Source organism: Mycobacterium sp. MMS18-G62 (genome assembly GCF_053877835.1).
This window is the reverse complement of sequence record NZ_CM132662.1, coordinates 1,857,527-1,877,303: the sequence shown is the minus strand read 5'-3', so window position 1 is coordinate 1,877,303 and position 19,777 is coordinate 1,857,527. Positions and strand designations below refer to the sequence as shown.

Annotated in this window: 22 protein-coding genes; 8 read left to right on the top strand and 14 right to left on the bottom strand. The window is 65.8% G+C overall.

What is annotated here, in order from left to right; genetic code table 11:
* Positions 1-9 precede the first annotated feature (9 nt).
* The 7 genes from ACWW36_RS09320 to ACWW36_RS09290 form a co-directional block, all read right to left on the bottom strand.
* Positions 10-654 (bottom strand): TetR/AcrR family transcriptional regulator, encoded by a 645-nt coding sequence (locus tag ACWW36_RS09320; RefSeq protein ID WP_456141261.1) that lies wholly within the window; start codon positions 652-654, stop codon positions 10-12.
* A 20-nt stretch (positions 655-674) separates the two neighbouring features.
* Entirely contained in the window at positions 675-2,003 is a 1,329-nt protein-coding gene (locus tag ACWW36_RS09315) for an MFS transporter (RefSeq protein WP_456141260.1), read from the bottom strand.
* 85 nt (positions 2,004-2,088) lie between these two features.
* Complete coding sequence (locus tag ACWW36_RS09310; RefSeq protein ID WP_456141259.1) at positions 2,089-2,532, bottom strand: hypothetical protein; 444 nt, start codon at positions 2,530-2,532, stop codon at positions 2,089-2,091.
* Positions 2,532-3,794, bottom strand: coding sequence for a DUF58 domain-containing protein (locus tag ACWW36_RS09305; protein WP_456141258.1), 1,263 nt, complete (start codon positions 3,792-3,794; stop codon positions 2,532-2,534). The genes ACWW36_RS09310 and ACWW36_RS09305 overlap by 1 nt, the downstream gene beginning before the upstream one ends.
* On the bottom strand, positions 3,791-4,750 hold the full coding sequence (locus ACWW36_RS09300) for an AAA family ATPase (RefSeq protein WP_456142419.1): 960 nt from the start codon (positions 4,748-4,750) through the stop codon (positions 3,791-3,793). Before ACWW36_RS09300 ends, ACWW36_RS09305 begins: the two co-directional genes overlap by 4 nt.
* A gap of 8 nt (positions 4,751-4,758) precedes the next feature.
* A complete protein-coding gene (locus tag ACWW36_RS09295; protein ID WP_456141257.1) occupies positions 4,759-5,244 on the bottom strand; it encodes a hypothetical protein in 486 nt (161 codons plus the stop codon).
* Positions 5,241-6,191, bottom strand: a complete 951-nt coding sequence (locus ACWW36_RS09290; protein WP_456141256.1) for a DUF4129 domain-containing protein — start codon at positions 6,189-6,191, stop codon at positions 5,241-5,243. The genes ACWW36_RS09295 and ACWW36_RS09290 overlap by 4 nt, the downstream gene beginning before the upstream one ends.
* A 143-nt stretch (positions 6,192-6,334) precedes the next feature.
* Between ACWW36_RS09290 and ACWW36_RS09285 the strand changes: the two genes are divergently transcribed.
* Positions 6,335-7,000: an O-methyltransferase gene (locus ACWW36_RS09285; RefSeq protein ID WP_456141255.1), complete on the top strand. Its 666-nt coding sequence runs from the start codon at positions 6,335-6,337 to the stop codon at positions 6,998-7,000.
* Here the strand turns inward: ACWW36_RS09285 and ACWW36_RS09280 are convergent.
* Genes ACWW36_RS09280 through ACWW36_RS09270 form a run of 3 tightly spaced genes read right to left on the bottom strand, consistent with a single transcriptional unit; the run spans position 6,993 to position 9,708 of the window.
* A complete protein-coding gene (locus tag ACWW36_RS09280; protein ID WP_456141254.1) occupies positions 6,993-7,712 on the bottom strand; it encodes an enoyl-CoA hydratase/isomerase family protein in 720 nt (239 codons plus the stop codon). The two genes, ACWW36_RS09285 and ACWW36_RS09280, sit on opposite strands and share 8 nt — an antisense overlap.
* Before the next feature lie 2 nt (positions 7,713-7,714).
* The gene (locus ACWW36_RS09275; protein ID WP_456141253.1) at positions 7,715-8,536 is read right to left on the bottom strand and encodes a hypothetical protein; all 822 of its coding nucleotides are present in this window, start codon (positions 8,534-8,536) and stop codon (positions 7,715-7,717) included.
* Between the two features lie 17 nt (positions 8,537-8,553).
* Positions 8,554-9,708: an alpha/beta hydrolase gene (locus ACWW36_RS09270; RefSeq protein WP_456141252.1), complete on the bottom strand. Its 1,155-nt coding sequence runs from the start codon at positions 9,706-9,708 to the stop codon at positions 8,554-8,556.
* A gap of 63 nt (positions 9,709-9,771) precedes the next feature.
* Between ACWW36_RS09270 and ACWW36_RS09265 the strand changes: the two genes are divergently transcribed.
* Positions 9,772-11,670: a potassium transporter Kup gene (locus tag ACWW36_RS09265; RefSeq protein ID WP_456141251.1), complete on the top strand. Its 1,899-nt coding sequence runs from the start codon at positions 9,772-9,774 to the stop codon at positions 11,668-11,670.
* Positions 11,670-12,998: an NAD(P)/FAD-dependent oxidoreductase gene (locus ACWW36_RS09260; RefSeq protein WP_456141250.1), complete on the top strand. Its 1,329-nt coding sequence runs from the start codon at positions 11,670-11,672 to the stop codon at positions 12,996-12,998. Before ACWW36_RS09265 ends, ACWW36_RS09260 begins: the two co-directional genes overlap by 1 nt.
* Here the strand turns inward: ACWW36_RS09260 and ACWW36_RS09255 are convergent.
* A complete protein-coding gene (locus ACWW36_RS09255; protein ID WP_456141249.1) occupies positions 12,995-13,288 on the bottom strand; it encodes a hypothetical protein in 294 nt (97 codons plus the stop codon). The genes ACWW36_RS09260 and ACWW36_RS09255 overlap by 4 nt on opposite strands.
* A gap of 312 nt (positions 13,289-13,600) precedes the next feature.
* Between ACWW36_RS09255 and ACWW36_RS09250 the strand changes: the two genes are divergently transcribed.
* Positions 13,601-14,887, top strand: a complete 1,287-nt coding sequence (locus ACWW36_RS09250) for an HNH endonuclease signature motif containing protein (protein WP_456141248.1) — start codon at positions 13,601-13,603, stop codon at positions 14,885-14,887.
* Positions 14,888-14,955: 68 nt separating this feature from the next.
* Here the strand turns inward: ACWW36_RS09250 and ACWW36_RS09245 are convergent, their stop codons facing one another.
* Genes ACWW36_RS09245 through ACWW36_RS09235 form a run of 3 tightly spaced genes read right to left on the bottom strand, consistent with a single transcriptional unit; the run spans position 14,956 to position 16,738 of the window.
* Positions 14,956-15,435 (bottom strand): GtrA family protein, encoded by a 480-nt coding sequence (locus ACWW36_RS09245; RefSeq protein WP_456141247.1) that lies wholly within the window; start codon positions 15,433-15,435, stop codon positions 14,956-14,958.
* 47 nt (positions 15,436-15,482) lie between these two features.
* Positions 15,483-16,328: a rhomboid family intramembrane serine protease gene (locus tag ACWW36_RS09240; protein WP_456141246.1), complete on the bottom strand. Its 846-nt coding sequence runs from the start codon at positions 16,326-16,328 to the stop codon at positions 15,483-15,485.
* Positions 16,325-16,738 carry a VOC family protein gene (locus ACWW36_RS09235; protein ID WP_456141245.1) on the bottom strand — a complete coding sequence of 138 codons (414 nt, stop codon included), beginning with the start codon at positions 16,736-16,738 and terminating at the stop codon, positions 16,325-16,327. The genes ACWW36_RS09240 and ACWW36_RS09235 overlap by 4 nt, the downstream gene beginning before the upstream one ends.
* 342 nt (positions 16,739-17,080) lie before the next feature.
* Here ACWW36_RS09235 and ACWW36_RS09230 point away from each other — a divergent pair, with 342 nt between their 5' ends.
* The 4 genes from ACWW36_RS09230 (at position 17,081) to lipE (ending at position 19,713) form a co-directional block, all read left to right on the top strand.
* Positions 17,081-17,482, top strand: coding sequence for a heme-binding protein (locus ACWW36_RS09230; RefSeq protein WP_456141244.1), 402 nt, complete (start codon positions 17,081-17,083; stop codon positions 17,480-17,482).
* 81 nt (positions 17,483-17,563) lie between these two features.
* On the top strand, positions 17,564-17,983 hold the full coding sequence (locus tag ACWW36_RS09225) for a hypothetical protein (protein WP_456141243.1): 420 nt from the start codon (positions 17,564-17,566) through the stop codon (positions 17,981-17,983).
* A gap of 9 nt (positions 17,984-17,992) precedes the next feature.
* Positions 17,993-18,478: a peroxynitrite isomerase gene (locus ACWW36_RS09220; protein WP_456141242.1), complete on the top strand. Its 486-nt coding sequence runs from the start codon at positions 17,993-17,995 to the stop codon at positions 18,476-18,478.
* Positions 18,475-19,713, top strand: coding sequence for a lipase LipE (gene lipE, locus ACWW36_RS09215; protein WP_456141241.1), 1,239 nt, complete (start codon positions 18,475-18,477; stop codon positions 19,711-19,713). The genes ACWW36_RS09220 and lipE overlap by 4 nt, the downstream gene beginning before the upstream one ends.
* Positions 19,714-19,777 lie beyond the last annotated feature (64 nt).

Here is a 19,777-nt window from a genome sequence, read left to right as displayed (position 1 = left end):
CCGCCGCCATCACTGCAGCGCAACCTCCTCGGCTGCAAACGACGCGATACGGCCGATCGCCATGTTGAGCGCTGCCTGCATCAGTCGCGGATCGCGACCGGTCTGCGACAGTAAGTAACCACCTTCGACCGCCGCAAGCAGCCCTGTCGCAAGGGTTTTCACGTCTGCTTCGGCGCGAAGCACGCTGGCTTCACGCATCCGCTCCAGCGCCGCGGCCAGCAGTTCCCGCCACTGCGTGAAGTGTTCGGACAGCGAGGCGCGCGCCTTGTCGTCGGTGTCGGACAATTCGGCGGCCAGAGAACCGAGTTCGCATCCCCACAGGCCGCGCCGCAGTGCGCATCGCTGCACCATCGCGTCGCGCCATTGGTAGAGCCCGCGAAACGAGTCCACCTTCTCCAGGCGTAGCCGCTGCCACGACAAGATCTCGTCGGCGCGCATGGTGATGACCTCGTACACCAACTCCGATTTGTCGTCAAAGTGTTGGTAGAACTGAGATTTGCTCGTAGCGCTGGCGGCCAGCACGTCGTCGATGGTCGTCGCCGCAACCCCCTGCACATGCATGAGCTCGGCGGCCGCCAGGACGATCCGGTTGCGGGTCGCTACTCCTCGTGATGTCAGTTTCGGCCGCGTCGCTTGGTGGGATTGCGACGACACGGATCAACTGTAACGCGCCGCTAATGTGCGGCGGCAGCGCCGCGAACATCGGGCCCGGATTGGAACTCTTCGTCCGATCCGCCGGCGGGGAGTGCACGCCGTGCCGTCTCCCCGAGGGTCAGCAGCGTCAGTAGCGACACGACTGCGGCGGCGACGATGTAGTAGGCCGGTGCCGCGTGCTTGCCTGTCTGGGCCGTCAACCAGCTCACGACATACGGGGTCGTGCCGCCGAACGCGGCGACGCAGATGTTGTAGCCGATGGAAAAGCCGCTGTAGCGCACGCGGGTCGAGAACAATTCGACGCCCGCGGCCACCGCGGCCGACACGTAGACCGCCTCGATCCCTGCCAGCGCGCAGTGCGCCGCGATCGCCGCGGCCAGCGAGCCCGAGTTCAGCAACAAGAACAGTGGGTAGCCGAGCACCGCGAATGCGAGTGCGCCCGCGATGAGCATCGGTCGCCGGCCGATCCGGTCGGACAGCGCCGCCAGCGGCAGGATCAACACGAGAGCGAGCAGGCTGGCGACCGTGACCGAGATGAACGCGTCTGTCTTGGTGAAGTGCAGCGTCTTGATGAAGTACGTCGGCAGGTAGGTGAACACGACGTAGTAGCCGACGTTGAAGATGACCATGATGCCGATCACCTGCAGGATCGAGCGCCACGCCGTCCCGACGGCTTCCCGTAGCGGCGACTTGGCCACCCGCTGGCTCTCGCTGAGCGCGGTGAATTGCGGGGTGTCGTCCAGCCGGAGGCGGATGTAGAGGCCGACGATGCCGAGCGGTCCGGCCAGAAGAAACGGGATGCGCCAGCCGTAGCTGTCCATCGCCTCGGCGGGCAGCAGCGCCTGCAGCAGTGTCACCGTGACGGAGCCGACCAGGAATCCGAGGACTCCGGACCACACCATGAACGTGACCGTGAGTCCGCGCCGCCGATCCGAGGCGTACTCGGCCAGATAGACCGCGCCTCCGCCGTATTCGCCGCCGGCGGAAAAACCCTGCAGGCATCGCAGGAAGAGCAGGAGCAGCGGAGCAGCCACGCCGATCGCCGCAAAGGTCGGCAGCAGACCGATCGCGACGGTCGAGCCGGCCATGAGCAGGATCACCAGCGCGAGCACCCGCTGGCGGCCGATCCTGTCACCGAGCGGCCCGAAGACGAAGCCGCCCAGCGGTCTCATGAAGAACGCGGCCGCGAAGATCGCGAAGGTATTCAGAAGCGCCGCGGTCTCGTTCCCGGACGGAAAGAAGTTGGCCGCGATGAACGTCGCCAGGAATCCGTAGATGGCGAAGTCGAACCATTCCACAGCATTGCCGATCGATGCGCCGGTCACTGCCTTTCGCACATCGGAACCCATCGCGAATCTCCCGAAATTAAGCGTGCCGCTGAGCATTTCGCTTACGCGGACGTCGGTGCCGTGTTCTTGAAGATAGCGGCGACGGCTATCGGCGCGTCGCCCGATCCGCCCAATACGGTCGGGTGACCATCACGTAGACGGCGAGCACCGCGACCGGCGCCAGCAATGGCACCCACGGCAGCTGCACCGGAATCGACACTGCGGCCAGACCGGCGATCGCGAACCCCACCGCACCTAGCACCGTCGGCGCCGTCGCGGCAGCGGTGTGCCGCAAGACCAGGTACGCGGTTGCGCACAGGCCGGACAGCGCCGTCAGCATCGGCGGCGCGTCGGACAGCACGATCACGGCCACGTCGACCAGCACGGCCAGCGTCGCCGCGGGGCGAAACACATTGCCTGTCAACACCGCAACGGCCGCGATGGCCGCGGCAACGAGCGCGGGGCCGTCGGCGCCGATGGCGGCTGCCGCCACCATCACCAACCCGAACGAGGTCGAAATCGCGCGAGACACGGCGAGCTGGGTGGTCATCACGTCATCGCCGTTCTGCGCACCCGACGGCGGCGATCGGGTATCAGCTGCATCGCCTGGTCGAGCGTGGCCTCACCGCGCCAGGGCACCACGTCGACACCGATCGTGCCCATGTCCCGGTACATGAATGAGCGTTGCAGCGCCCACATCCTGGTGATCAGCCGGTCGCGCTCGTCGTCGAACGGGGCACCTTCCAGCACATCGACGGCGACGACGGTGTGGCCGCGCTTGCGCAGATCGATCAGCGCCAGCGCGAATTCGGTGTCGAGCATTGTGGAGAACGCGACCGCGATCGCACCGGGCGGGATCGCCGCGCGCGGCGCCAACGTTCCCGGCGTGTGCTCGAAGCTGTCGCCGGCAGCGAGCACGGCATCGAGAATCCGGTAGAACTGGCGACGGCCGATATCGGCACCGAGCCACCGCGGCTGACGGTCACCAAGCGCGACGATGCCTGCCCGATCACCGCCGCGCAGGGCGCTCTGCACGACCTGGACCGCTCCGCGCACGGTGCGGTCTGTCGCTTCGGTCGCCGGGCCCGGCGGCTGCGGGTAGCCGTCGATGAGTACCACGACATCGGCCGCGCGGTCGGTCAATCGCTCGGTCACATGCAGGCTGCCGCGCCGCGCGCTGACCGGCCAGTTGACGGTGCGCAGCTGGTCGCCGGGGATATAGCGCCGAACATCGGCGTATTCGACGCCCGGCCCGATGTGGCGGGTCAGATGGGTGCCGAGGCGGTCGAGGAGCTCGGTGCGCGGAACCGCTGTCGACTGCGGCGGCGCCGTCGGAAACACGTAGACGTCGGCGGCGTCGACGACACCCACCCCCTCCAGCAGTCCGCCGCGGGCGATGACGTTGACGTGCGCCCGGATCGGATACCTCCCCCACCGATCGGCCATCACCGCGACGGTCTGGCTGTGCGGCGATGCGTCGACGACGTCGAGCTGCATTCCCTCGACCACCGTGACCGCGAGATTCACTGTGCCGTCGCCGGATTCGGTTCGCGCCGTAACTGTCACCCGGGTCTGCTCGGATTCAAAGCACCGCTGTGACGCCGGCTGCGCGTGTACCTCGACCCTCTGAGCGGGCCGCTGCCAGCCGATCGACAGCAGCACGCCGACCAGCGGAGCCGCGAACGCGATCAGTTGCCAATACGACCCGACGACCCCAACAACGAGCGCGACCGTGGCGCACGTGACGGCTGCGCGCGTCAAACCCGATGGGCGCCAACGCACCTCGGCTTCGGTGCGGCGTTCGTCGATCATGCTTTCGCCCGCGGCACTGGCAAGCGCCGCAGCAGTTCGGAGACCACATCGGAGCCGTGTACCCGCCGCACCCACATCTCCGGCCGCAAGCTGATCCGGTGCGCCATCGTGGGTACCGCAAGCGATTTGACGTCTTCGGGCACCACGTAGTCCCTGCCGAGCAGCAGCGCCCGCGCCCGAGCGAGCTGCACCAGGTCGAGTTCTGCGCGCGGGCTGGCGCCCACCGCGACCTGAGGATGTTGGCGGCTCGCGGTCGCCAGCGACACCACGTAGCTCAGCACGTCGTCGTGGACGGTCACCTGCTCCACCGATTCACGCATCGCGATGAGTTCGTGTGCGTCCACCACCTGGTGCACTGTGGGTTCCGCAGAGCCGCGATCGAGGCGGCGGCGCAGCATCGAGACCTCCTCGTGCTCGGCGAGGTAGCGCAGTTCGAGCCGGATCGAGAACCGGTCCAATTGGGCCTCGGGCAGCGGGTAGGTGCCCTCGTATTCGATCGGGTTGTCGGTCGCGAGCACGATGAACGGGGCGGGCAGCTTGTGGGTCACGCCGTCGACGCTGACCTGGCCCTCGGCCATCGCCTCCAGCAGCGCCGCCTGGGTCTTCGGTGGGGTGCGGTTGATCTCGTCGGCAAGCAGCAGGTTCGTGAAGATGGGCCCTGGCCGGAATTCGAAGCGGCCCGACTGCATGTCGTAGACGGTGGAGCCGAGCAGGTCTGCGGGCAGCAGATCCGGCGTGAACTGAACCCGCTTGAAGTCGAGACCCAGCGCTGCGGCGAACGAGCGGGCGATCAAGGTCTTTCCAAGGCCGGGCAGATCCTCGATGAGGATGTGTCCGCCCGCGAGCACGGTGGTCAGGATGAGGGTGAGCGCCTCGCGCTTGCCGACGACGACTCGGCCTATCTCGTCGAGCACCGCCTCGCAATGCGCGGTGGTCGTCGCGGCGGGCAGCCCCATGTTCGCCGTCATACCTGCTCCAGCCTCCGAAGAATTTCGTCGAGCACCTCACGGCCGGGACCGGCCTGGCCGCCCGGCGACCGCGACACGTTCTGCGGGTCCACCCAGACCCACAGTTCCGAGCCGAACAGCATCTGTCCGGTGGCTTCAAAGGCGGCTCGGTCCTTCGCCTGGCGTTGACCCGTCGCCATTTCGAACTGCCGCGCCAGCATCGGACGCAGATGACGATCCCACTCACGTCGCCCAGCTTCGGCACGACTTATCAACGTCTCTGTCCGAGACATCCAGCGGCGCAAGGATTCTGCCGCATCGTTGGACGGCGGCCCGACCGCCTCGAGTTCGGCCTCCCTGACCCAGTACCACCGCAAGCTCAGGAGCACCAGGGCGACCATCACGCCGGTCGCCGCCACGACGAGCTCCCGGTCCAGGACGGCGATCGCAACCAGTTCGACAAGAGCGACCACGAAAATGCCCGCGGCAACAAGCTTTTTCATGCCACGCTCCTCAGTTCGGTCAGCACGAGCCGAAGCACCCGCACAGCGATGTCGCGATGCCCCTCATTCATCACATGCGGGCTGAACCGGGCTTCCTCGAACAAGTCGACGAGCTGGGTCGCGCTGTCGGCGCGCAACGCGTGAAGATGTACGGCACGGGCCAGCACCTCGGTCGGCGTGTCGAAATCCTGGGGAGCGGCACCGGGCACGTTGGTGAGCTCGCGTTCCATCGCCACGTAACAGGCGATGATCGCCTCCCGCGGTTCACGGCTGAGGTCCTCGATCTCGGCCAGGCCGTGCTCTGCAGCGCGGGCAAGCGAGTCCGCCGCGGCCGCCGAAACCTCTGGTTCGATCCCGTCACCGGGCGTCGACGCCAGAGCCGTCGCCCGCTGCCGGCGCGCGGCGATGGCCGTGCCCGCGACAACCACAACCATCAAGACAAGCATCGGCCCGACGAGGTAATCGACGACGTTCGACTCCGACTCGGGCGGCGAGTCGGGCTGCGGCCGGTTCACATCGGGAGTTGGTGGAGCGGCGGTTTGGGACGTCGTCTCGGGTGGGGCCGGCGGCTGGTCGACAGGATTGGGTCGGCCCAGTTGCATCAGTGTCAGCACGATCAGCAGCCAACCGACGATCAGGCCAAGGGCAATGAGCGAGAACCGCCAAGTCGGCCGACCCATCGCACCCGGCCCGCGAGGCAGCTGTCCCATGCCGGCGCGGCGTGGGGTTCGGTCCCGCAGCCTCGCGATGATCGCGAACGCGATGATCCCGACCGCCACAGTCAGCAGGGCGATGTCGACGAACAGTGCAAGCGGGCTGCTCTGCGGCCGCTCGTGTGCTGCGGCGCGGTCCACGCCGGGCAGGTACCCGCGCAAGGCCGTTGCGGTGATAATCAACAGCACAATCACCGCGATCACGCGCTGCGTCGATCTGTCGACACCGGCCATCGGCACACCATCGGGCTGGCAGTTCCCGTCGCCCTGGCGACGGGCTTACCCCATCCTGGCACAGCGTGGGAATAGGAAGCCGTTGCATCGCGATAGATAGCGATATATCGTCAATCTATCGTTCAAAGTGAGGATTTATCCAAGTGACCAGCACGCTTCATGATTCCAAAGTCGCCACCGCCCTCGATCGGATGTACGCCGAATCCGCCGAGCAGTTTTCCCGGCTCCGCGAGAACCGCGACATGTTCGACCGCCTCGCCAACGCGGATGCGCAGGAAAGGGCGGACGCCCTCAGCGAGTTCTACCTTCCCGTCACGCCGGAGGCAGGCCGGCTGTTGTACTCGCTGGTGCGGGCGACGCAGCCGAACACGGTCGTCGAATTCGGCATGTCGCTGGGCATTTCCGCGATCCACCTCGCTGCGGCGGTGCGCGACAACGGCATTGGCCGGGTCGTCACCACCGAGCTGAGCGCCGCGAAGGTCGCCGCGGCAACGAAGACGTTCGTCGAGACCGGGCTGGACGACCTCATCATTGTTCTCGAAGGCGATGCGCTCAAGACGTTGGCGGACCTCGATGGTCCGGTCGAGGTAGTTCTCCTCGACGGCTGGAAGGAGCTTTACCTCCCGGTGATCAAGCTGCTCGAACCGCATTTGACGCCAGGTGCGCTGATCATCGCGGACAACACCTCGATGGACGACACCAAGCCGTACCTGGACTACGTGCGCGACCCGGGCAACGGCTATGTCAGCGTCAACTTCGCGGCCCGCGAAAGCGACAGCATGGAGATCACCTGCCGCGCAGTCACGTAAGCGCATCGAGGAACGCCCCGATGCGGGCGCGGGCCTCCTCTGACTTCCAGCCGGCAACCACACGCGCATCAATCTGCGTGCCCGAATCGATCGCGTCACGCGCAGGCCGGTGCAGCTGCTGTTTCGTCATCGCATACGCGGCAGGCGAGTACTGGCCGAGTGCGCTGGCAACCGCGATGGCGCGAGGCAACAGCTCGTCCGGGGTGACGAGTTCGTCGATCCATCCACGGGCCAACGCGGACTCGGCGTCGATGTTGTCGGCTTGCAGCGCTGCGATGGTCGCCGACGGGCCCATCGCATGTCTGCATATCTCGATCGCCGCGACGGGAAACGGCACACCGACCGCCACCTCGCTGAGGCCGATCTTGCCGCGCGACATCAGCCGCACGTCGGCGCACATCGCCAACACGCAGCCGCCGGCGATCGCGTGCCCGTTGACCGCGGCGACCACCGGCGCGGGGTGATCGAAGACGGCAAGAAATGCGGCGGAGACAGCGGCGAGGAAGCGGTCGGCGTAGGCGTCACCCCCGTCGAGGAATGCGCGCAAATCGACGCCCGCCGAGAAGCATTTGCCCGCGCCGGTGACGACGACCGGCCCAGCGACGCTGCGAAAGGTGTCGACGGCGTCTTCGACGAGTTCGAGATCGAAGGCGTTGACGGGTGGATCGTCGATTCGAACGATCGTCACCCCGTCGGCCACTGCTACGTCCATCGCTACCTCAGTTGCTTCTTGGCTTCCTTGACGACGGCCGCAGCGTCGCGGCTCGCCTGCTTGGCCTTTTCGTAAGCGTCTTCGGCCGCGGTCAACGCGCGTTCGGCGTCCTGCAGTCGCCTGCGGGCGTCCTGATGACGCAGCCGCGCCGTCGCGAGGTCGGATTGCAACTCGGCGAGTGCGTCGTCGGCCTCGGCCTTGGCGTGCTCGGCGGCGGCCAACGCCGCGCGCGCCTCGGATCGCCGGCGTTGCTCCGCTTCACCCTTGTCCTTGCGGTCCTTGCGTGGCTCGTCCTTGGCGGGCTCCTTCTTCGCCTCGGGCTCCGGCTTTTCCCGGCGGGTGGGCGTGAAAACGATTGCGGTGTCGCCGAATTCGCCGAAGCCCGACCACTTCTCCGCCTTGGTCAACTGACCGAGCCGCTTGGTGACGTCGGGGTCGGCGATCGCGGCCTGCAGTGTTCCTGTGATGTCGTCGCGCAGGCCGGCGGGCGGCGCGTTCAATTCGGCCTCTTCGAAGGCGTCCCTGGCCAGGTCGTCGACGAGCCTGCGTTGTTCGGCGGACAGCTCGCGGATGCGTTCACCGTCCATCGCGGCGTGGGCGTCGCGCAGCCGCTGACCGAGGTCGGCGAGCCGCTGCCTGACGTCGTCGCTGCGGAGCACAAGCCGGTTGACGACCCACGCGGCCGTCGTCGGCTTTCGGGCTGCGGAGATCCGCTTTGCCGCGTCGGAGTCGCCGCGCTGCTTTGCGGCCGCGGCGAGCTTGGTGCGCAGCGCGGTGAACTCCTCCGGCTTGGCCTCGTAGAGGTCGCCGAGTTCGTCGGCCATGCCGCCATCATCCACGGTTAGGGCGCCTGGCCGTGCGCGCGCAGCCACCGCGCCGTCAACTGCCGGTAGGCCTGTTGGCCGATGCTCCCCCGCCGAGCGTCGAAGACGTGATCGGCGTACGGCACCGCGACGAGTTCGACGTCGACGCCGGCGCGTCGCGCTCGCTCGCTGAAGCGGTAGGTGCCCTCGACCGGCACGAGATGGTCTGCCTCACCGACGATGATCAGAGTGGGTGGCGCGGCTGCGCTGATGTGGGTCTCGGAGGAGATGGCGGCATATCGATCGGGGAACTGCTGCGGCGAACCGCCGGTGTAAGCGTCCGCCATGCCGCGCGACGTCCCGGCGAGCGTGGGTGCATCGTTGCTGAAGAAGCCGGCGGGGTCCACCACCGGATACAACGCCGACACCGCTCTGACGGGGGGAAGACGCCCGCCGCACGACGACTTCAAGGTGCCGTTGGCGGCCATGTACGCGGTGTTGATGGCGAGGTTTCCGCCCGCGGAATCACCGGACACCGACAGTCGCGACGGGTCGCCGCCATACGTCCCCGCGTTGTCGGCGATCCACGCCAGCGCACAGCCGATCTGGTCTTGGGTGACGTCCCACAGATGGCGCTCGTTTGACGACAGCGCGTAGTCGACGCCGATCGTCAGCCACCCCTGATCGGCGAACCACCGTAGATCGGCACCGTGGGCGCTTCGATCGCCCCCGATCCACCCGCCGCCGTGGATATACACCAGCACAGGGGCGCGGGATGGCGTGTTTGGCCGATAGATGTTGAGCCCCAAGGGTTCTCCATCGAACGTTGTGTACATCACCTCGGCATCGGGTGACGCCCATTTCGTCTCTCCGATGCCGAATGTGTCGAGGAGATCGATGTCCGCGCCAGCCTGTTCGACCGAGGCCGTCATGCGCGCAACGATCACCGACGCGCCGACCAGCGTCACTGCGGCCAGGACGACGAGTGCTGCCGAGAATCGGCTTCGACGCCGGAACCAGCCGTAGATGGCGATGCCTGCGCCGGCGACGGTGACGACGATCAGCCACGGCCAATACCACGGGACATAGGCGGTCGCCAGGCCGACGTAGGGCACGTCGTAGAGGAAGGTGCCGAGAACGCCAAGCGCAGGCGGCACGATCAGTAGCGTCGCCAGTACGACCCGCCAATGCACGGTTGTTGAACGTAAACGCCGAGACAACCCGCGGACAAGCGTGCACTCGGCGATGATCAGTGAATGCAACCGCCTCCCCTGCGCGTGGCCATCGTGGTCGGTGCGCTGGGGGTGGTCTTCGGGGACATTGGGACAAGCCCGATCTACACGCTTGCGACGGTCTTCAATCCGCAGGACCCGCACCCCGTGCCGGTCTCCTCGACCAACGTGTACGGCGTTGTCTCATTGATCTTCTGGTCGGTGATGACCATCGTCACGCTGACCTACGTCACGCTGGTGATGCGCGCCGACAACAACGGCGAGGGCGGCATCATGGCGCTGATCGCGCTGCTACGTCGGTGGACCGGTCAGCGGGGACGCCGCACCGCAACGGTTTTGGCGGCGCTCGGGTTGTTCGGCGCGTCGCTGTTCTTCGGTGACAGCATGATCACCCCTGCGATCTCCGTACTGTCCGCGGTCGAAGGCCTCAAGGTCGTCAACTCGGACTTCACCGATTTCGTCGTGCCGATAACAGTGGTGATCATCGTGGCACTGTTCTCCGTCCAGCGGCACGGCACCGCGACCGTCGGGAGATTCTTCGGCCCGGTGATGATCGCCTGGTTTGTCACCATCGGGGCCTGCGGCGTGAACGGCATCGTCGACAACCCCGAGATACTCAAGGCGCTCTCCCCGACGTATGCACTGAGTTTCGTCGTCGAGCATTTTCATTTCGCGTTCTTCGCCCTTGCCGCGGTCGTGCTTGCCGTCACGGGCGCGGAAGCACTGTATGCCGATATGGGCCATTTCGGCCGCCGCGCAATCACTTTGGGCTGGCTGGGTGTCGTGCTGCCTGCCCTGACGCTGAGCTACTTCGGGCAGGGCGCGCTGGTGCTGCGCGACGAGTCGGCGCTGGGCGCGCCCTTCTTCCTGCTCGCTCCGCCGTGGGCGCGGATACCCATCGTGCTGCTGGCGACCATGGCCACGGTGATCGCGTCGCAGGCGGTGATCACCGGTGCGTTCTCGGTGGCGTCGCAGGCGGCCGGGCTGGGCTACCTACCGCGGTTGCGGATCCAACACACGTCGGCCGCGACGATCGGCCAGATCTATGTGCCGTGGATCAACGGCTTTCTGATGGTGGCGGTGTTGATCCTGGTCTTCGCGTTCCGCAGTTCGGCCGCGCTGGCGTACGCATATGGCATGGCGGTCACCGGCACGATCACCATCACCACAACGCTGTTCTTCTATTACGCCCGCACCCGATGGGCATGGCCACTATGGCTGGTGATCGGCGGCGGCGGGCTGCTATTGGTCGTCGACTTGATGTTCTTGGCGGCCAATCTGACCAAGCTGAGGCACGGTGCGTGGCTGCCGCTGCTGATCGCGATCGCTGCGTACATCGTCATGACGACGTGGCAGCGTGGTCGCGAAATCGTCACGGAGGCAAGGGAGAAAGCCGAGGGTCCACTGCGCGCGTTCATCGATAGCCTGCGCGATCGAAAACCTCCGCTGGTGCGCACACCCGGCACCGCGATATTCCTCAATCGCGGGAAGCGGACTACACCATTGGCCATGCGCGCCAACGTCGAACACAACCATGCGCTTGCCAAGCACGTCGTGATCATGTGGATCGTGACCGAGCCTGTGCCGCGGGTACCGGACTCCGAACGAATCACCACCGACGATCTCGGCTACGCCAGGGACGGGATCGTCCACGTCATCGCCCGATTCGGTTACATGGAACGGCCGAATATCTCACACACACTTGAGCTTCTGGACCCCGCTCAGACCGAGGGGCAGATCTCGGTCGACAAAGCGTCCTACTTCCTGTCCCAGCTCGAACTGTGCGCAGGCGACAAGCCGACAATGGCTCCCTGGCGCAAGCGGCTGTTCATCGCGACCTCCCACATCACCGCGGATGCCGCCGGCTATTTCGGCCTGCCGCTGGACCGCACCGTCATGATCGGCTCGCGGATCGAGATCTAATGACCGTGGAGCGATTCGACGTCGTGATCGTCGGTGCTCGGTGCGCGGGATCTCCGCTGGCGATAATGCTCGCGCGGCAAGGTCTACGCGTCTGTGTGCTCGACCGCGCGCGGTTTCCGTCCGACACGCCGTCGACGCACCTCATCCAGCCGTGCGGCGTGGACGTGTTGGGCCGGCTTGGCGCTCTTGACGCAATCCTGGCGGCGGGGGCGGCCGAGCTCGATGAGATCGTCCTCGTCACCGACGACGTCCGCATCGAGACAGTCAGAGACGAAACAGTCAGTGCGCTGCCGGGCATCTGCATTCGGCGGGTGACGCTGGACGCGCTGCTGGTCGAGGCCGCCTCGGACGCCGGGGTGGCGGTCCGGACGGGCACGCGTGTCACAGGTCTGATCACCGACGACGGGCGCGTGACCGGGGTTCAGACGGATACGGGTCCGATCGTCGCGCAGTTGGTCGTCGGGGCTGATGGCCGCCATTCGACGGTCGCGTCGTCGGTCGGTGCCGCCGAATATCACGTCACGCCGCCCGGCCGGATGCCGGCGTGGGCTTACTACGAAGGAGTCTCGGCCCGGAACGGACGCGCATTGCTCGGCCGCGTCGGTGAGCTGGCATACCTCGCCAGCCCGACCGATGGTGATCTCTACATGGCGGCTGTCACTTTGAACTTCTCGAAGCAGGCCGCGTTCCATGCCGACCGCGACGCCAACTTCGACGCCGGCATCCGCATGTGGCCTGAACTCGCCGACGTGGTTGCAGGTGCGCGCCGCGTCGGCCCAATCAGGGTGCTGACCAGGTGGCATGGGTACTTCCGGCAGGCCGCAGGACCCGGCTGGGTGCTCGTCGGCGACGCCGGTCACTTCAAGGACTTCTCGCCCGGTCAGGGAATCGCGGATGCACTACGGCAAGCCGAGCGGCTGGCCGCGGCCATCGAAGAAGGGTTCGGCCAGTCGAACCTTGACGCGGCCATGCAGCGGTGGTGGCGATGGCGCGACCATGATGCTTACGAAATGTACTGGTTTGCAACAACTATGGGCGCCCCGGGCCCAGCGTCGCCGTTCGTTAGGGGCATCCTCAGAGACATCGCCGCCAACGCCGACGCGACATTGATGATGCTCAGGGTGCTCAACCACGACATCCGCCCGTCGCAGCTGATGACGCCATCGCGCGCGCTGCGTGCCACCGCCCGCGCAGTGCGCGACCAACCCCGTCAGATCGCTTCGATCCTTGGTGAATTCGTCACCGCGGGAGCCCAAACCATCCGCCAAGCCCGGCAAGCACGAGCGCATCCGCCGGGCATGATGCACGCGGCGTGGCAAGTCGGCTAGTCGTCTTTGTCCTTGTCTTCGTTCTTGTCTTTGTCTTTGTCTTCCTTGTTTTCGTCCTTGTCTTTCTCGTCCTTTTCGTCGTCTTTGTCGTCTTCTTTGTCGCCGTCTTCGTCGCCGTCGCGCGCCTTTCGCTGAGCCACTTCGATCGTCGCCCAGTGACTCGGAGACACGAAGACGGTCCACTTCCCGTGCTCACGGCCCATCTTCAGGACGCCGTCGTCGACCTCCCACTTCGTGTCGTCGTCGTAGTCGGATTCTTGTCCGTCGGTGTAAGTGAGTTTGAATGCCATGCTTGCTGGTTACCCACATTTGCCCTTGCTAAGGCGGCATAGCAAAAGGCATCGGCATCTAGTCTGGTTTATCCCCAGTTGGTACAAGCAGAATTACCTGCTCGACGTGCGCCTCATCCGGCACGGCAAGGTTGACGACGAAGCGCTGGCCTTCACCAAACACCGTGCCGCGGAGCCTGTCTCGGCCTAGCTGTTTAGCATGGGCCACTGACAATTTCTGTGGGTTATCCCCAGTTGGGTCTTCCTCCACAGATTGTCGGTTGGCAGTTGGGGTGGCCGAGATTAGTCGTAGCCGGCTGTGAGGATGTCGTTATGTCCTTGATCGCTTCGGCTGCTGTGGGGGTGAGTCCTGCTGAGCGTCTTGAAGGGCTGTTTGACGAGTTGGCGGAGCTGACCGGTCAGCGCAATGCGATTGATGGGCGCATTGTGGAGATCGTCGCCGAGATCGATCGCGACGAGCTGTGCGGGATGACGGGGGCGCGGTCGGTGGCCGCGTTGGTGGCCTGGAAACTCGGCTTGTCATCGGCCAGTGCAGCCACGATCGCCACGGTGGCGCACCGTATCGAGGAGTTTCCCCGCTGCGCGGCGGGCATGCGCGAGGGTCGGTTGTCGCTGGATCAGGTCGGGGTGATCGCCGCGCACGCCGCCGATGGTTCTGATGAGCATTACGCCCAGTTGGCTGCGGTGGCCACGGTCAATCAGTTGCGCGCCGCGATCAAGCTGGAACCGCGACCCGACCGCGACCCCGACCCCGAACCCGAACCCGAACCCGAAGTCGAAGCCGAGCCGGAGTGTGGGTCTGAACCGCAGATCTCGATCACCAAAACCTCCGATGAACGGTTCACCTATTGGCGGATCACCCTGCCGCACCTGGAGTCCGCGAAGTTTGATGCGGCGTTGGCGTCGCATCGTGATGCGCTGATCACCGAGTACAAACGCGACCACGACAAGGGCGCATCTGATCAGTCGCCGCCGTTTCCGGGCACCGGTGAGGCGTTTATGCGGCTGGTGGAGGCCAGCTGGGACGCCGAGGTGGCGCGGCGCCCGCATGGGCAGCACACCACGGTGGTGGCCCACGTCGATGTGGAACAGCGCATCGCCGCGCTGCATCTGGGCCCGCTGCTGTCCGACGCTGAGCGCCAATACTTGACCTGTGATGCCACCGGCGAGGTCTGGTTCGAACGCGACGGGCAGCCCATCGGCGCCGGGCGGACGACCCGGTTGATCAGCCGGCGGCTGCGCCGCGCGCTTGAGCACCGCCACCCCACATGTGCGGTCCCCGGTTGTGGTGCGACCCGCGGGCTGCACGCCCACCACATCCGGCACTGGGAAGACGGCGGTGTCACCGAGCTGGACAACCTGGTGCTGCTATGCCCGTATCACCACCGGTTGCACCACCGCGGCGTGATCACCATCACCGGACCCGCACACCAGCTGACCGTCACTGACAGCTCCGGCCGACAACTGAACCCAGGATCGCTCGCGCGCCCACCGACCACACCCCCGCCCGCGGTCCCACCGTGCCCCGGGCCAACCGGCGAACGCGCCGACTGGTGGTGGTACCAACCCTTCCAACCCCAACCACCACCCACCAACTAGCTAACCCATCGCACCGTAACAGGTTGAAACATCAAGACATTCGTGCGCGCCGCCGCTCGCATGTCGCGTCAACGCCGGAAGACCACCCACCGCATCGCGCTGTACATGTACACGGCCTCACAGCCTCCGGCCACGATACGTGCGAGGTGATATTCGAGGCCGACGGCAGACAGCGCGCTGGAGACACCCAGGATGAACGCCAGGTAGTTGACGACGACAACCACGACGTAGACGGTGAACTGCGGTCCGACAGCGGCGTGTGAGCGGAAGTTGAGCGTCCGGTTGAGGAAGTAGCTCAGCGTGAACGCGCACGCGTAGGCCGCTGTCACAGCGGCGGGCAGTGGCACCCCCAGCCCGCCGTGCAGACCGGTCAGCAGGAGTAGATCGAAAGCGAACGTGGCGCCGTTAAGCAATGCGAAGCCCAAGAAGGTCGGCGCGACAAGGGAATTCAGCCCGAACGGCAGCCTAGCCACCGCCAGGACACAGAGCTCATGGAACCGCTCGACCGAGCGTCGCGGGGCGTCGACGCGCACAATCCACGCTGACACGGACAGGTTTCCGGTCCGTGAGCACAGGGCAAACGTCCGGCGCGGATTCAGCCCAGACCGAACAAGGCGAGCAGTTGATTTGTCCGCCACCAGATCAGCAGCGCGAACAGAATCAGGATTGCCACCGTCACTGCCGCCTGGATCAGGTTGCGGCGTTTCCGCGGCGCGTAGGCGTATGCCGCGGCCACCACCGCGCCGGTGACCAGCCCACCGATATGGCCTTGCCAGCTGATGTTCTGTGAGCTGATCAACGGGATCACGAACGTAAAGGCCAAGTTGATCGCGATGAGCCCGACGACCCAGCGGACGTCGAGGTTCAGTCGCTTGCCCACCACGAAGGACGCACCGAAAAGGCCGAACACCGCGCCCGAGGCGCCCGCCGTCGACGCCGTCAGCGACGACAGCAGGTACACCAGCACCGAGCCGCCTAATGCGCTCAGCACGTACAGCGCAGTGAACCGCAGTCTGCCCAGCCACATCTCGAGCGGCGGACCGACCACATACAACGCCCACATGTTGAACAGCAGATGCGTTATGCCGTAGTGCAGGAACGCCGACGACAGCAGTCGGTACAGATCACCCTGGGCGACGCCGGGCGACCACAGAACCAGCTCGCCCTGGATATCCGTCGACGCCGTCTGCAGCACGAACATCGCCACGCTGATGGCGATCAGCGCATAAGTGACGAGCGGAACCGATCTCTGCTGCCCGCCGAACGCTGCGCTCGGTTGCCGAACCGTCTTGGCGCCCTCGTTGACGCATTCCGCACATTGGTGGCCGACGGCCGCGTCGCGCATGCACTCCGGGCAGATGTAGCGGTTGCAACGCGTGCACCGCACATATGTCGCCCGGTCCGGGTGCCGATAGCAGGCCGGTGTCGTCGGGGTCGTCACAGCGTTCCGAAAAGTTCGATCCAGTTGCCGTCCGGGTCGGCGATGAACATCCAGCCCATGCCGGGCACCGGTTCGAACTCGGTCACCGGCTCGACGACCTCGTAACCGGCGGTGTCAACGGCGGCTGCCACGTCGCGCAGGTTCTTCACCCCGATGGTGAAGTACCGAATGCCCGCTTGAGCCCTGCCGCCGCCGGGGGCCACGGGCTCGGATGGGGGCGGGTCGTAGGTGACGAGCTTGAGCACGCCGCCGCCAAGCGTGTACCGCCGCTGCGATCCGCCGGGGAAGTCCACTTCGCCCTGGCACTCGAGTTCCAGGAAGCCCTCGTAAAAGGCGACCATCGCATCGAGGTTCGTCGTCACCAACCCGACCTCGACGCCAGGGGTGAGCAGGTCCAGCCGCACGGGCACCTCTTCTCGTGTTGACGGTGTCTGGCTATGAGTATCACTGGACCGCGGCGAGGCACTACGGCCGGCGGTCGGCATCCGTAACAATTCGATCACTATCGACATCACGATCAATTAAGGCGGCGCAGCGAATTCTGAGAGTTTTCAAGATCTCGGCGACGATCTGCCCGACCGCTTAGCGGAATTCGGCGTAATTGAGGTTTAAATCACGACGCCGGGCTGTAACGCTGCTGCCTCTGCTTTCGGCGCAGCTCCACGGCGATCGACACTCTTTTATCTTCAGCTACTTTGGATTTCGGGACGGGGAAAAGAGCGACCAATTCGCGATTCGAAGGAAAAATGATCATGAAATTCAGCAGTATCACTGCGCGCCGGGCAGTCGTCGGCGTGTGTGCCAGCGGACTGCTCGGGGGATTCGCCGCAGCAACCATCGCCGCTCCGACGGCGTCGGCGGCACCCGACCAGTGCACGGCCAGCGCAGTGGCCGACACCGTCAGCTCGACGACCGGCTCGGCGCGCGCCTATCTGGACGGCCATCCCGGTGCCAACCAGGCCGTGACGACCGCGTTCGCCCAGCCGCGTCCGCAGGCGGCCGCCACCCTGCGCGGCTACTTCACCGCCAACCCGCAGGAGTACTACGACCTGCGCGGCATCTTGGCGCCGATCGGTGACGTGCAGCGCCAATGCAACGTCGCGGTGCTTCCCGGCGACCTTCAGTCGGCCTACAACGAGTTCATGGCCGGCTGATTCGCCACGATCGCCCGCCGCCGCAGCCGTGCTGTGGCGGCGGGCTTTTCGTTAGCCAGCCTTAGCGTCTACCCTGTGTCTATGAGAGCGACGCGACTGGCCGCTGCGGCGATGGTTTTCGCCGGCTGCGTCGCGTCTACCGGCATCGCCCACGCGGATCCACCGCCACCACCCGGGCCGAAGACCACCATCGACGCGGACGGAACATACGCCGTCGGCAAGGACATCGAGCCCGGTGTCTACAGTTCGGCGGGTCCTGTCGGGGACGGCGCGTGCTATTGGAAGCGCGTCAACGGCAGCAACATCGTCGACAACGCATTGACCAAGAAACCACAGGTGGTGGAGATCGAGGCCACCGACACGTCGTTCACGACCAACGAGTGCCAGGCGTGGCAGAAGACCGATGCCCCGGTGCCCGCCGAGCCGGCTCCGCAGAACATCCTCGGACAACTCGGGCAGCTGATCCTCCGGCCGCCCCCGGCACCACCGAGCACTCCGTAATCTGAGGGCGTGGCCGGCCTTCATCCCGATGTTGCTCTCCTTGGTCCTCTGCTTGGCAGCTGGGCGGGTCAAGGCGCTGGCGAGTATCCGACCATCGAACCCTTCCACTATCTGGAGGAGATCACCTTCGGTCATATCGGCAAGCCGTTTCTGACCTACATCCAAAGGACGAAATCCACGGACGACGGCCGGCCTCTGCATGGGGAGACGGGATACGTTCGGGTGCCGTCGCCGGGCCGCGTCGAATGGATTCTGGCTCACCCGACCGGGGTCACCGAAATCGAAGAAGGCACATTCTCGGTCGACGAGACGACGATCGAGATGGATTTGATGGCATCGGCGATCGGAATGTCTGATTCCGCCAAACACATTTCGGCCATGTGCCGTGCGATTCGCATCGTCGGCGACGAACTGACCTACACGCTGAGGATGGCCGCGGTGGGCCGGCCGCTGCAACACCACCTCACCGCGACCTTGCACAGGAAACCGGCATGACCGAGGACGGCCGCATCCGCGTCCCTGCCGACCTCGATGCCGTGACGGCGGTGGGCCAAGAAGACCATTCCGACGTCGACCCGGCCGCGATCGAGCGCATCTGGCAGGCCACGCGTTATTGGTATCGGGCGGGCATGCATCCGGCGATCCAGCTGTGCCTGCGGCACAACGGCAAGGTCGTATTGAACCGCGCGATCGGACATGGCTGGGGCAACGGGCCAGCCGACCCGCCCGACGCGGAAAAGGTCCCTGTCACAACCGAAACGCCCTTTTGTGTGTATTCCGCAGCCAAGGCGATCACGACGACGGTCGTGCACATGCTCGTCGAACGCGGCTACTTCTCGCTCGACGATCGCGTGTGCGACTACCTGCCCAGCTACACCAGTCACGGCAAGGACCGCACCACGATCCGGCATGTGATGACACACAGTGCGGGCGTCCCGTTCGCAACCGGCCCGCGCCCGGATATGAAGCGGATGGACGACAGCGAGTACGCGCGCGAGATGCTCGGCGCGCTCAAGCCGATCTACCGTCCCGGGCTTGTGCACATCTACCATGCGCTGACATGGGGACCGCTGGTCCGCGAAATCGTCTCGGCCGCAACGGGAAAGAACATCCGCGACGTCCTCGCCACCGAAATTCTCGACCCGCTCGGCTTCCGATGGACCAACTACGGCGTCGCCGAGGAAGACGTGCCCCTCGTGGCGCCGAGTCACGCGACGGGTAAGCGGCTGCCGCCGCCGATCGCGGCGGCTTTCCGTACCGCCATCGGTGGCACGACGCACCAGATCATCCCGTTCACGAACACCGCCCGATTCCTCACCGGTGTGGTGCCGTCGTCCAACACGGTGTCGACCGCCGACGAATTGTCGCGCTTCGCCGAGATCCTTCGCCGCGGAGGCGAACTCGACGGCGTTCGGGTGATGCAGCCGCAGACGCTGCGTGCCGCGACCAGGGAATGCCGGCGCCTGCGGCCAGATCTTGCGACGGGTCTGGCACCGCTGCGCTGGGGCACCGGATACATGCTCGGATCGAAGCGGTTCGGGCCCTTCGGACGTGATGCAGCGGCGGCATTCGGCCACACCGGCTTGGTCGACATCGCCGTGTGGGCGGATCCGGAACGCCAGCTGGCGGCGGGAGTGATCAGCAGCGGCAAACCCGGTAGGCATCGCGAGGCCAACCGGTACCCCGCATTACTGGACCGGATAGCCGCCGAGATTCCGCGCGTCGTATGAGCGGATGACAACGGTCGTTCCTTCGCTGATTTTGTCTGTTCAATTAGCTGCAGCGGCGACGCCG